Annotated in this window: 12 protein-coding genes; all 12 read right to left on the bottom strand. The window is 46.2% G+C overall.

The features are described 5' to 3' along the window. Positions 1-4 precede the first annotated feature (4 nt). The gene (locus G593_RS0102230; RefSeq protein ID WP_029730586.1) at positions 5-976 is read right to left on the bottom strand and encodes a DUF3991 and TOPRIM domain-containing protein; all 972 of its coding nucleotides are present in this window, start codon (positions 974-976) and stop codon (positions 5-7) included. Beyond that, positions 976-2136: a methionine adenosyltransferase gene (gene metK, locus G593_RS0102235; RefSeq protein WP_029730587.1), complete on the bottom strand. Its 1161-nt coding sequence runs from the start codon at positions 2134-2136 to the stop codon at positions 976-978. The genes G593_RS0102230 and metK overlap by 1 nt, the downstream gene beginning before the upstream one ends. 382 nt (positions 2137-2518) lie before the next feature. Then, entirely contained in the window at positions 2519-3301 is a 783-nt protein-coding gene (locus G593_RS0102240) for a class B sortase (protein WP_029730588.1), read from the bottom strand. Continuing rightward, a complete protein-coding gene (locus G593_RS0102245) occupies positions 3279-7667 on the bottom strand; it encodes a SpaA isopeptide-forming pilin-related protein (protein WP_029730589.1) in 4389 nt (1462 codons plus the stop codon). Before G593_RS0102245 ends, G593_RS0102240 begins: the two co-directional genes overlap by 23 nt. Before the next feature lie 54 nt (positions 7668-7721). Beyond that, the gene (locus G593_RS0102250) at positions 7722-8219 is read right to left on the bottom strand and encodes a gamma-glutamylcyclotransferase family protein (RefSeq protein ID WP_029730590.1); all 498 of its coding nucleotides are present in this window, start codon (positions 8217-8219) and stop codon (positions 7722-7724) included. Between the two features lie 9 nt (positions 8220-8228). Continuing rightward, complete coding sequence (locus G593_RS0102255; protein ID WP_029730591.1) at positions 8229-9188, bottom strand: amidoligase family protein; 960 nt, start codon at positions 9186-9188, stop codon at positions 8229-8231. Between the two features lie 6 nt (positions 9189-9194). After that, complete coding sequence (gene dcm, locus G593_RS0102260; protein ID WP_029730592.1) at positions 9195-10484, bottom strand: DNA (cytosine-5-)-methyltransferase; 1290 nt, start codon at positions 10482-10484, stop codon at positions 9195-9197. A gap of 79 nt (positions 10485-10563) precedes the next feature. Continuing rightward, the gene (locus tag G593_RS0102265; protein WP_029730593.1) at positions 10564-11124 is read right to left on the bottom strand and encodes a hypothetical protein; all 561 of its coding nucleotides are present in this window, start codon (positions 11122-11124) and stop codon (positions 10564-10566) included. A 155-nt stretch (positions 11125-11279) separates the two neighbouring features. Continuing rightward, positions 11280-11555: a hypothetical protein gene (locus G593_RS0102270; protein WP_029730594.1), complete on the bottom strand. Its 276-nt coding sequence runs from the start codon at positions 11553-11555 to the stop codon at positions 11280-11282. Continuing rightward, positions 11552-12460, bottom strand: a complete 909-nt coding sequence (locus tag G593_RS0102275; protein WP_029730595.1) for a ParM/StbA family protein — start codon at positions 12458-12460, stop codon at positions 11552-11554. The genes G593_RS0102270 and G593_RS0102275 overlap by 4 nt, the downstream gene beginning before the upstream one ends. A 113-nt stretch (positions 12461-12573) precedes the next feature. Beyond that, a complete protein-coding gene (locus tag G593_RS0102280) occupies positions 12574-12891 on the bottom strand; it encodes a DUF5720 family protein (RefSeq protein ID WP_029730596.1) in 318 nt (105 codons plus the stop codon). A 71-nt stretch (positions 12892-12962) separates the two neighbouring features. Then, positions 12963-13364, bottom strand: a complete 402-nt coding sequence (locus G593_RS0102285; protein WP_029730597.1) for a hypothetical protein — start codon at positions 13362-13364, stop codon at positions 12963-12965. Between the last annotated feature and the right edge of the window lie 96 nt (positions 13365-13460).

A 13460-nucleotide genomic window follows, 5' to 3' on the forward strand; every position in this document is an offset into this window, starting at 1 on the left:
TGTCTCACCTCCCTAGTTCCCTTCGCTGTTTTTGCTGTTTTTCCCATGCCTGTTTTGCCAGATCTCCATAATCGGATCCTTCTATCTGAGGTAAGTTACAGACCACGGTATAATTTTTCCCATACTGCTCCTTTAACTGCTCGCATGCCCATCGCCCGGCAAAGTCATTATCGGTGCAGATTTCAATCTCTGTCACCTCTGAATGCTCTTTTAGGAAATGTTCCAATGCATCCGGGCGTTTCATCTTCTTCGTTGCTTGTTCCGCACCTTCTTTTGGTGCTGCAATCCCGCCTAGAGACAGGCGGTACTTATCGGTCCATCCATCTTCCAGTGTCATGTGAGCAAGGGCGTCAATGCAGGCTTCATATACTGCCACCCGGCAGCTTTTCCCTAAAGGTGGAACACAAAAACTGTATTGTTTTTCACTGCCTTCCTGTTCCATCCGAAAGCTCTTTCCCCGATTATCATAGATTCCTCGCAGGAAGGCATACTTTGCATGTTCCTGTTCATCCAGTCCAACAAAAACAGCGTTATGATATGGGGAGCTCTCATACAGGATTCCAAGCTGCACACAGTAATCCAGAACATCATCCCGGATTCCCCTTTGGTTCAAATACCTCCGCACCCGATAAAAACTGTCATTTGGCACGGGAAGGACAAACTCCTTCTTTTTCGGGGCTGGCTCTTCTCTTGGAATATACACAGGAGTCTGCTCACACAAGGCTTTCACTGCTTCCGTATATTCCATGCCATCTACCTGCATCAAAAACCGTAGTGCAGACATTCCACCAATATCCCTAGATTTCCAATGCCATTTGCTGGTAATCTCATTGATTTTAAAACTGTCATGATCCTGAAGCTGCCATTCATTTCTTGTCCGTGTTTTTTTCAGTCTCCCCGGCTGATGCATTTGCAGATACTCATAGGCTCTCACCTGCTTGGCTGCCTGATATTCTTCTTCTGTAACCCAAGCCATCAGATTACCGCATTGCGAAGAGCCTCGACCTTATCGGTGCGCTCCCACGGAAACTCTTTTCTTCCGAAATGCCCGAAGGCGGCTGTCTGTCGGAAAATAGGATGGGTAAGGCGCAGGGTATCCACGATCTGCTTTGGCATCAGTCCAAACACCAGAGGGATTGCCAGTTCCAGACAATCATCGGCACACACTTTTCCCGTACCAAACGTATCCACCTGCACCATCACCGGCTGGGCAACCCCAATGGCATAGGCCAAAGACACCTGACATCTGCTGGCAAGTCTCGCAGCGACAATGTTCTTGGCGATATATCTGGCCATATACGCTGCCGAACGGTCTACTTTTGAACAATCCTTCCCGGAAAATGCTCCACCTCCATGGGGAACCATGCTGCCATAACTATCTACCATTAGCTTCCTTCCGGTCAGTCCTGTATCCGCATCCATGCCTCCGCAGACAAAACGACCTGATGGATTGATAAAAATTTTTGTATCTTCATCTGGCGGAAGGAGACGAAGTGCCGGAAGAAGCACCTTTTTTCGGATCTCTGCTTCCAGTTTCTTCAGATTCTTGTCCTCCGTATGCTGACAGGACACTACCACACTGTCCAGTCGGACAGGATTTCCGTTTTCATACTCTACGGTCACCTGAGCTTTTCCATCTGGCAGAAGCCCCTGAATATAAGAGCTTTGTCTGCAAGCAGATAATTCCCGGACAATCCGATTGGCCAGCACTACGGGCATGGGCATGAGCTGCTTCGTCTCATCACAGGCATATCCGATCATCACTCCCTGATCCCCTGCCCCTTGGAACCAGTCCATCTGATTGTCAGACACCCCTTCTCTTCGTTCTTTTGAAGTATCGACTGCCCCCGCGATATCGGGACTCTGCTGATGGACAAAGGTATCCATTGCAATCCCCTCACTGGAATACCCAATATCAGACAGTACCTTTCGCACGACTGCAAACACATCCGGTTCATAGGCACTGGTAATCTCTCCCGCCACAATAATATTTCCTTTTGTAGCAAGCACTTCGCAGGCTACTCTGGAATTTTCATCATTCTTCAGACACACATCCAAAATTGCATCTGCAATCTGGTCACACAATTTGTCCGGATGTCCTTCTGTTACTGCTTCTGCTGTATAAAATTTTCTCATATGAATTTCCTCTCTTTCATGCAAAAAGGCAGGACACCTTCCTTTTTACGGGAATATATCCTGCCTAATTTCTTCTTTATTTGACTGATTTACTGATTATGTAAATTTTAAATGGACTGTAGGTATCTCCAGATAGTTGTAAAAACACACACTTTTGAACACTCCTCCAACACCACATGTCTACATAAATCGCCACGATTTGGTGCATTCTCCTTAACTTCGAACATTTTTAGTGCTGTATCACCATTTCGCAGCTGCAACTTGTCTCACATTCTGCACTTTTCGGGTACTTTTGAACACTTCCTGATATCATCTACCTCAAGAGATGCTGGAGATACCCAGAGAGCAGAAGAAAGTGCCCATCTTTAAACACTTTTCCTGTTTAAGTCCCTACTTTTACTGCCACAAGGATGTTCCGGGCTTCCTTCCACTCATAAGAACAAGTCACCAGTGTCAGAGTTTTCTCACAACCTATGCCATCTACCCCTGTTTCAAACAGCGACAGCGCTTTTGCCTGCTGTACATAAGCCTCCGCACCCTGCGGACTGTGAAAAGATGCCTGCTGAAAGTCAAACATGGACACATCGGCTTTCAAGACTGCCACTATCTGGTATTCTTCCATGCCTTCCTGTGTCTGAAAAAACACCTTGGGATGTGCTTTCCAGTAATCATAGGAGACGTACTGATCCAGATTCCCGAACATTGCACCGCTGTTCATGTTGTGACCGTAGATGGTCAGATTCTCGGATTCTCCCAGAATACAGTCTGCCTGGAGGAACAAACTTCCATTGATGTCGTAGTTTCCCCGGTAATCTCTCCGTAGATAATACTCTGGATCTTCCGCATTGCTCTGCAGTACCGGATAATCGATGCCACTCTCCGGGATTGTAAGCCAGCCCCGAACATCCGGATACTTGCTCTGGAGAGAGCGAAGGTCAATGGCAGACACTTCCGGTTCTCTTCCAGCCTGTTCATCTTTTTGCCCTGGAGAGTCCCCGCCCGGAGGAATATCCTCCGGGAAGCAGGTTTTTAACTCCTTCACCAGTTCCCGGTTCTGCCGGGGAACGGCCACATAATCATAATAAAGCAGCGCTGCACTGAACATACAGATAGCACACAATACTGCCTGCAGAATCCACAGCTTATTCTTCTTTTTTCGCTTCATCCGCTTTTTCCGTTTTTCCATGTTTCTTCTTATAAATTATGGTTACCATGAGTCCGGCTACTGATACTCCCAGAAGAACAAACAACAGGACTGGTTTCCAGTGATTATCCCCTGTCTGCGGTACACCCGGTGTTTCCGGTGTTCTTGCATCCTTCATCTCCACTTTCTGAATCTCCATGGTATCTTCCAGTGTAAATTTCACATCCTCTGCGATCTCATAACCTTCCGGTGCGGTGATCTCACGCAGAGTCAGCTCTTCCCCTACTGGAAGTTTCTCTACCAGATGAGGTTTCCCGTCCGTTACCCACTCTTCCAGAATCTCACCCTCTTTATTTAAAATCTGCAGCTTGGCTCCTTTCAGTTCTTCGCCTGTGGTAATATCTGTTTTGGAGATTTCCACTTTGGAATAGGCATCCTTCATCTCCACCTTGGTCACACTGCCATCTTCCTTTACTTCAAACTCGATATCTTCTGCAGATACATAGCCCTCTGCATAAGGCGGCAATTCTTCATGGAGCGTATAAGTTCCCTCTGGCAGTCCATATACCACGTGCGGTTCTTTCGTACTGATCCACTCTTCCACAATGTTGCCCTCTTTATCGATGATCTGCAGCTTGGCTCCTTCCAGTTCTTCCCCGGTTGTAGCATCGGTTTTCGTAAACTGGCTCTCAGTCGGCTGGTTTTCCACCTCTTTGGTCAGCTGGATTTCTGCAAGGTTCTGGTCTGCGTAAGAGGCATCGATTTCCCAGATTTCCTCATTTGGAAGATAACCTGGTTTTCTCACTTCCTCTTTTACATAATATTTCCCATGATACAGGTCGCTGTCAAAGGTAAGCTGTCCATTCTCATCAGTGCCTTTCTTCTCCAACAGAGTATCCTTTTCAACAAGAACCTCACCCTGCTGGGACAGAATATCTTCTTTTGCATACAATCCAAAAATAACGCCTTCCAGCTTTTCTTCTGTGACAGCATCTTTCTTTTCTACAGAAATGGAAATCTTCTGTCTCTCATTTTTATAGGTAACCCCTGCATAGACTACTGCCTCTGTATCATCTTCTGGAGTCAGCGTGAATTCCTTCTGTTCCAGATTTAGGACAAAATGGTCACCTGCCACAGTTTCTTTCAGATAATAAGAACCCAATGGAAGATTGTTCACCACTGCTTTTCCTTCTTTATCTGTAACCAGTGTTGCTACCAAATCATCTTTTTCATAGCGGATAACCGGATTGCCCTGCTCATCCTTTGCTCCGTCTGTGGAATAAATCGTATCCTTTGCGTACAATTCAAAAGTTGCCCCTTCCACGCTGGATTCTTCATATACAAAGTCATGGAACACCCCGGTATCGGTATCCTCTCCGCTCACTGCATCTTTGATCTTTCCTGCCAGTCTCTTTGCCTTTGCAAGCAGGGAATCTCCCTTCACCTCTACTGGCTGTTCCCCGGTTTTCGTTAATGTCAGGCTTCCCACCTGTTCATCATTTGGCTGCTCGACTTCCACGATGACTGCTCCGGTATCCGGATCGATCTGATGGGCGCTGTCAGAAGAAACCTTGATCACGATGCCCTCTTTCGGATTTTCCTTATAAGTACCTTTTCCAGTCACTTCCAATGGAGAAAGCAGTTCTTTTCCATCGTACAAAGACATCTCATATCCCTGTCTTACAAAGCCTTCCGGTGCTTTCACTTCTTCAATCCGGTAAGTAGAACATTTCAGTTCTTCCGGTGTTACCAAATAGCCTTCCTCATTGGTCTTGAAAACACTGATAGTCTCTTTCTTCGGATAGAATACGGTCTGCTCTACATATTCCTCTTTTTCCATATCAAAGATTTTATAAGATGCGCCTGCTTTTAAAACCGGATTTCCTGTCTGTGCATCCTTTTTCACAATCTTCAACAAAAATTCAAATGGACGATCATCAAAGATTCTCCATACCATAGGTTCTCTGCTGTCCTCATCTACCTTTACTAAAAACGGAGCAATGGCTTTCAAATTCTCCGGCACCGTACTTTCTTCTACAACATAAAGACCATACGGAAGTTCTGGGCTGATGGCATACCCCTTTTTGTCGGTGATGAGTTCCGGTACTGGAACCGCCTTGCCATCCACATAGGTCACTGCAACCTCTTCCTTACTGAAATCATATCCTCGGAAATCCTCTGCAGTAAACTGGTTTCCATTGGATGGTTTTAATTCCCCGCTCTCTACTTTAGAAAGACTGCTCACCAGATAGACTTTGAATCCTGCCCCTTCCACAAGGTCTGTTTCCGTCTGATCTCCATCCTCACTGATCTTGATAAGCTGAAAAGCCTGTTTCTTTACCTGTTCCTGTACCGTCAGGTCTCTTGTAACCTCTGCCACTTCCTGTCCCTCATAGGTGAGGTTCACTTCATACTCCGTGGCATCTACCGTATAACCTTCCGGTGGCGCAATCTCTTTGACATACATTTTTCCCAGATTCAGTTCTGAAAATTCCAGAGTACCATCTTCCTTGATCACACCCTGGGCGATGAGACTGTCTTTTTTAAACAACACACCTGTTTTCCCATCTGGATGTACAATGTCCTCTCTGGCATACAGACCATACACCGCTCCTGCAAGGGCACTGTCTCCCTGCGGAAGAAAGTCTTGTGTTTCCTTATCAATCTTTTTGATATGGACAGCCCCTTTTACTCTGTCATCCTCTGCTGTGATCAGAACGGTTTTCCCTGCTTTTACATCCACCTTATGGATCACATCACTCTGCACATACTTATCCGGAGCCTTGATTTCTTTCACATACACCGTCTTAATGGCAGCTTCGAAATAATCACTGACTGCTTTCCCATCTTCCCCGGTAGCTGGCATTTCCATCAGCAGATGTTCACACTTGCTGTCTGTATAAATACCATACACCGCGCCATCCAGTGGATTCTTGGTATCTGCATCTTTTTTGAGAAGTTCAATTCTTGTCATCTCCAGCCAGTTGACTGTAAAGCTGACTGGATTGGCCTTTTCCGATTCAAACACTCCGATATCCTGATTATTGTTTCCGGTGGATAACACCAAAGTTCTCCAAGTCTCTCCCACAGAACCGTGCAGTTCCCCGGAGGAATAGGTTCCGGTATAAAGCATTGGTGCGGTCAGATAAAAGGTATCCCCGCCGTAAATCTGCAGACTTCCATTCTCTGTAGAAGTTCCCTTGGTCTTGTTATAAACCGTAATATCTTTTGGAACGCTCACAGATATATAGTTTCTATGGTCTCCGGACAGTGTGATATCCGGTGTTTTCTGCACATTTCCGTCACGGACTGCTTTTACCGATGTCTCAGAAAGAGAAATCTCTCCTTTCGGCGGTTCTTCCATGGCAAACAAATGGTCAATGAAAGCAATCACACCTGCTTTTACTAAATCCTCATACTTACATCCTGTAAATCCTGCCTCGCCTGCATAGGCATAGCTGGCTGCGATATGGGTATACACATACTTCTCTTCTTTTGTCTTTCCGGACAGATAACTTCCGGTAATATCCCCGGCGCCACCATAACCATAATACAGCACTTTCTGCAAATTCTTATTGCTGTCCAGAATTTCCGCTACATAATCTCCACTTGGCGGTGAAGAACGATGGGACTCCAGACAGTAAGCAATCTTTCCGTTCACCGTAAACCAGCAGGTCAGATAATTTCCAATATAACTTGGATAATAAATGACCTCCCCTTTTTCCAGACGTACCGTACTTCTGGCAGTAAAGGTATTGTCTGCACCGGAAAGCATCATCACTTCCCCTTCCTCAATTTTTTCTTCCAATTCTCTCGCTTCTGCCTGTGCATCTGCATCCCCTCCGGATACGGTCACTTCCACATCCGGAAATTCCTGCACAGGCGTCTCCGAATCTTCTTCGGATTTCGTATCCTCTTTCTGTTTCTGCCCACCATTTTCTTCTGCATGGGCCTGTCCTTCCATATCCGTCAGGATAATCTTACGAGTAACCGGGTAGCCATCACGCTCATCTTTTGGCATAACCCAGTAAGTTGCAACATAAGTCCCTGCCTGGTCTGGATGATACGCACCGCCATCCTCTGCTTCGATACGTTCCAAAGTCACATCCTCTTTTTCCGGATCATACTGAATCCCTTCCATGCAGGTCTCTGCCATAAATTCCTTGTCGGAAACATCTTTGGTGATATCCTCTGCAGTCACTGTCTGCTCAGAAACTTCCGACACCGGATGCTCCGATTCTTTCTTACTTTCTTTTTCTGTCACAGCATTCTGTGAAATTTCATTTTCTGCCGCATGGACATCCGCCAAATTTCCAAGCGGACTAAGACCCATGAGCAATGCGAGCCCGAAGGCTGCAAGTCTTGTTTTGATATTTCTGCTCTTCATTGCATTCTCCTTTTTTCGTTAAAAATACCGCAGAGGCTTTCCCCTGCGGCTTTGTTATCTGCTGACTTCTGTTTTCTTTTGACTGGGTTTCTGTCTGCCCACTTCCTGTCTTGTACGTTTTAACGCATCGGTAATGGAACGGCTGGAAATCCCATTTTGATGACAGCCTTCCACAATCCCCATAAAATAGAGGTCAGAGGGAATGGCTGGCTGGTCTTTATACGGGGCATTCATGGTATATGCCATCACTTCCCGTTTCACACCATCCTTCCCCTGGACTTTGACAGTCTCCTTTCCATACAGATGGGGATACCCTTCGTAAAAATCCAGGCTCTTTTCACACTCTGATGTAATCTTCCAAAGTACTCCTTCTACCCGACTTCCCTCTTCCGGCAGAATGGTGGCAACACCGCTTCCCTTACCCCTGCCACAAAATGTCAAGCGATACCCTTCCAAATGGACAGGCTCTACTACAGAAGCAGCCGGACAGCGGTATGCCATCTGATCTAAGTTCATGTTACTGCCATAGGCAAAATAATACGTTTCTTTCATCTCTACCTCCTATCGAGCATCCTCTGCCCGATGATTTCTGTTCAAACATTCGTACTGGCTCCGGTCATATCTCCACGCCCGATCCCCTTCCAGATTGGCAAGCAGATGTTCCTGGACATTTTTATATTCCGGTCCAATGAGCCCCAGCCGCAATAAAAAGGTACGGAAGGTAAATGCCGGATTTTCTGTAATCTCTGTTTTCCGCATCTGGGTGCATTTCTGATTGATGGCCTGGGCGGAAATGGCAAGCGCCAGGGTGATATTTGCCCGCACCTTTCCTGCATGGAGGGTGCTTTCAAAACACCGCCATTCCAGCGTTCCCTTCGAAAACACTGCATGCAGGTTTAAGGCATAATACCGGGTACTGTCATAATGATCATGACTTCCATCCCTGCCTCCGTACCATATCTGTTTCAGCTTTTCCATAGAAATGGTGCTGTTTGGCATCCTGCGGATTTTTTCCAACACAATAGGGCGTACTTTCTGACAATAGTTGCTTTCTCTGGAAGTCTGCACTTTCAATGCCTTAAACAGAATATCCTCTTTCGAATACATAATCGTCATGGCATTTTTCAGGCTCCTTGCCGTATGATTTGAGGCATCCACGTGAACGTGCTGCCCACAGGATTCATTCACTCTTGCCCGGTGATGTCTGAGACACCTGACTACTTCCTGTAGTTTTCCCATCTCAGAATACTCAAGTTTCGGGCTTACCATCTCCGTACTATATTCACTTCCGGCATGAACCATCTGGCCACGCTCCCTGCGTTGTGTATAGATACTGCCATCATACATAAACTTCCATTTTTTCCCTTCTCGGTCCATCACAGACCATGTTTGATAATATCCGCCATCATAAACTGCGCGTGTTCCAAACAATTCTGCCACTGCTTCTGCAGCCCTCTGTCTGGTAATACCTGTCATCTCAATCTCTGTACCAAAGTATTGGTTCTGAATTCCAATTGCCATACTGCCTTACCTCTTTGTCTTTTCATCCTCTGCCCGGATTTCTGCATCTGCCTGCCGAAGAAGCGTTCCGATGGCTTCGATCACGTTGACAGTCACTCCATTTCCAGCCTGTTTATAAAGCTGGCTGTCCGAAGTATCCTGTTCGATGCGGTCAATCTGCCAGTCATAAAACCCCTGCAGTCTCAGACATTCCCTTGGCACCAGTTTCCGGATTCTGCCCCGATAGGCAACTCCATGCCTATCTGTGGCAGTAATGGTGAACATCGGCTCTTCCGGCTCCTTCATCCTCCGGCCATTCTGCCGGGTTTCTTCTCTTCCCGGAGTCAGCACTGCTCTGGCACCTTCCTCTTTTAATACACCGGAGCATTCTCCTTTGTGATTATGGATGCCGGACTGTCTGGTATTCAGACATCTGCAATGCTCTGTCACCAGAGGTGGCGGAGACAAATCCACAAAATGAAGTGTCCCCTGCTGGATTCCTGTGGTCAGGGTATGGGCGATTTGATGCCCCACACGCCCTCTCCGGGTGTTCATTCCTGCATATCCCAGGTCAATGCTGTCTCCCGGATACGCCATCTTATATCCCTGCTTGGTATTCTCTTTGATAGGAACACCAACCTCATATAATCCGGTTTTTCCACCAACGCCTCCCGCTCCGGAAGTCAGGGTACAGCTTAACCCTTCGGCTTTGTAGATTCGTTCCCCCTGTCTGCCTGTCTGGACTTGAACAAGAGGCGTTCCATTTGCTGTTGGGAAAGGTAATATTTTTCCGGCACATCTTCGATCAAGATATCCGACAAGATACACCCGCTTTCTGGATTGGGGGACTCCAAAATCCTTGCTGTTAAGCACTTTCCATTCCACACCATACCCCAGCTCAGATAGCGTACTGAGGATGGTGTGAAACGTCCTGCCTTTGTCATGCGAAAGCAGTCCGGGAACATTTTCAAGGATGAAATACGCAGGTCGCTTGTCTGCAACCAGTCTGGCAATCTCGAAGAACAGAGTTCCTCTGGCATCTGCAAATCCTCCTCGCTTTCCGGCGATAGAGAATGCCTGGCAAGGAAATCCTGCACACAAAAGATCAAAGTCTGGCATTCGCTCTGTTTCGATTGTTCTTGCGTCATTACAAAACCACTCCCCTTCTGTGTCGAACAGCAATCGGTAGTTCTTATCCGCATAAGCATCCACCTCACAGTGCCCTACGCATGTAAAACCGCCTGCGCGTCTTAACCCTTCCCGGAATCCCCCGATCCCGCTGAATAAATCAAAAAATCGAATGGTTGCGGCTATCAACCTCCTTTGCTGAGAAAAGCAGGCGGCATGTTTTCTTTCCCACACCACCTGCTGGTTTTTAAGTTCTATGTATTTGGCATTATGCAATCTCTTCGGTTTCTTCCTCGGATTCTGACAGTTCTTCTTCCTCATCTGCATCTTCGGGAAGTTCTGAATCTGGTTCTTCCTCTTCCAGTTGTGCGGATTCCTCGAAGTTCTCATCGTCTGGTTCTTCCTCCGCAGCTTCCATCCCTTCGATTCCCTCTTGGGTAATCTCTTCTTCACTGGTCTCTTCTGCAGGTCCTTCTGCTTCTTCCAGTCTGTCTGCTTCTGGGGTTTCTTCCGGCTGTTTCAGTTCTTTCCATTTGGCTTCTACCTCTTCCACCGCTTTTTCAATAATGCGGATGAGAAAATCTTTCTGTTTGATGCCTTCCTTTGCGACTGCCCATTTGACTCTCTGGAATAATTCCTCTGTGACCTGTACTGCTAATGTTCTTTTTTCCATGCTCTCTTCTCCTTTATCTTCCAGTCTGTTAAAATGTTCTTCAATCACCTGCTGGATGAATATCTGTGTACTCGTGTCCTTCTCTTCGATCTCGGCTCGTACTTTCTCATGTAATTCCACCGGGATCTTTCCGCATATGTTCTTCATTTCTGCCATCTGCGTTTCTCCTTTCGTTTTGTTATACACAACATACTCCAAAATTTGAAAGAAAGCTATTCACAATACCCACTAAAGAATCCATGTCAAATGCATGCAAAACCCAAGCAGATCCAACAATGCCATACTTTCTTTGTCCATAGGCCTCACCCCCTTTACTCCTGCTCCATCTGAAATAAAAAATCCAGCATCTGATCGGGAATTTCTTCCTTTTCCTGTGCTGGTATTCGTTCCATATCGCCACTTTTTAGTTCTTCCCGAACAGTCTCCTGAATCAGTTTCCGCAAGGTTTCCCGCTCTTCTTTTTCTAAAATCACATCCACCAGATACTGATTCCTCTGCCCTGCCGGAACATCCATTAGAATTCGCCACGCTTTTTCATGCTCCGGATTTTTAAGGTTTGGGCGGAAGGAAAATACCGGGCGGCTCACAGCGTCCTCATCTGCCCCACAATCCGTTCATATCCGGCTGCGTTGGCATGGACGTCTGTTAGGTAAATCGGTCGGCACAAGCGGTCCTGTTCGCTGACACGGCGCTGAAAAATAGCCGCTCCGCCTCCCATGAAAACGGAAGGAACTGCCCGCAGATCAAAGCCTGCCTCGGTAATCGCAGACAGTATTTTTTCAATATAAATCCTGCCCTGTTTCTCAATCAAAGACACGACTTCCACAGGTATACTGCAGGATTGTCCATTCAGCACACGCTCGATCTGTGTTTCTGTAACGGACAATCCCGTGTTTCTGCGCACCTGTTCCAGAATCTCATCCATACACCGAATGACTCCCAATTCCAAACTTCTGCAGGTAGATGCATTGGGAACAGCGTTATCAAGCCGCATTAAGTCTACGGTCCAGCCCCCAATGTCAATGAGAAGAACAGACGGTTCATCCTTTAAATATTCCGGGTAAAGAGCCAGGGCCGAGTACCCCTGGGGGAACAGTTTCACATCCTCAATCTGGATTTCATAGCGTTCCCCTTCGTAGAAAAATCGGACGGGCTGTTCCTTTCGAAACAGATACTCCTTAAATTTCTGCTTTTCCCTTCCAAAACCGGCAAGAGGAAGCCCGGCTGCAAGAACAACCTTGACAGTTCTCTCTCCTTTCCGCTTCCGAATCTCCTGTGCCAGTGCAGCCAGTGTCAAAAGATAATAATTGTCATTGGCAGTCTTATCTTTTACTAAGGTCTGCCGCCCAGTCCCGCAGACATAATACTCTCCCCGATACTGAAGAACACCCTGCATCGTATAAGGCTCATATTCATAGCGGATAATCCCTGTAGGGAAACACACTTGTTTTGTCTTGATGGCATAATACCCGTGATCGATTCCAATCACCATTTCCTACCACTCCCTTCTTCTATTGTTCTGTAGAAAAATCTCCGGAGAAAGAACTTCCCAGAGTTTGAAATTTGTTCCGGTTGGAATTTTTTCTTTCCAGCCTGTTAAATTTTTTATTCCCTGCCCTGACAACCTGTCTGGGCAGGAAGATAGTGAAGTATTCCTTCCAGCACAAGAGCCCGCCTCTGAAAGCGCAAAACTCCTACATTTTGCAGTTCTATCAGCTCGTGGTACGATTCCTTCGTAAGAAAACATCTATGATACTCTCCTTTGTTTCCGAACTGTTCGCTCTGTTCCAGCAGCAAAAACTCCACCATATATCGGGTAGACGGTGCAAACCGTTTTTCACACAACATAGCATCACCTTTCACTGCTTTCACGCCCTCTGATTCCCTTGCCACTGCCAATAATTCATGGATACTGATACTCATATTTTCTATCACCTCCCTCCAAAGATTTTTTCTCTATTTTTCATAATTTTCTGCGAAAAAAAGACAGGCACCTACACGATGTCTGTCTCTGTCGGATCTACCAATCCTTTTTCTTGATACTGTTGTTTTATAATCTCTTTCAGCTGCTTCCGACTTTTCCTGTCCGGTACCTGACCGCAGAAATCCCAAATCCAACGGTCATGAAGATGTTCATCTGCTTCTGTTGGATCCCAAGATACAATACTGCTGGTCTCATCATATAACTGTTCCAGCCTTTGAAACTGCTCGGCAAACTGTCCAGAGTAAGTATTCCAGATTTCCAGATTATATAATTTCAATCCAAGGAAATCTGTAATATAGGTCAGCCTGTCCAAGTCAGAAAACGTCATCTTTTCTTTTCCCAGCAGGATGCCCCTGTCATGCTTTCCGCATAAGAACAGAAAAGCAAACCGTTCCATATCTCTCTGGTGCATAAACATCACCCTTCTTAAAAATAATTCTTTATTACGAAACATTATAAAAAGTGAAACCAGTAAAATCAATATAAAGTTTCTTTATTGCGAAACATT

The sequence above is a fragment of the Dorea sp. AGR2135 genome (assembly GCF_000420885.1).
Taxonomy (GTDB): domain Bacteria; phylum Bacillota; class Clostridia; order Lachnospirales; family Lachnospiraceae; genus Dorea; species Dorea formicigenerans.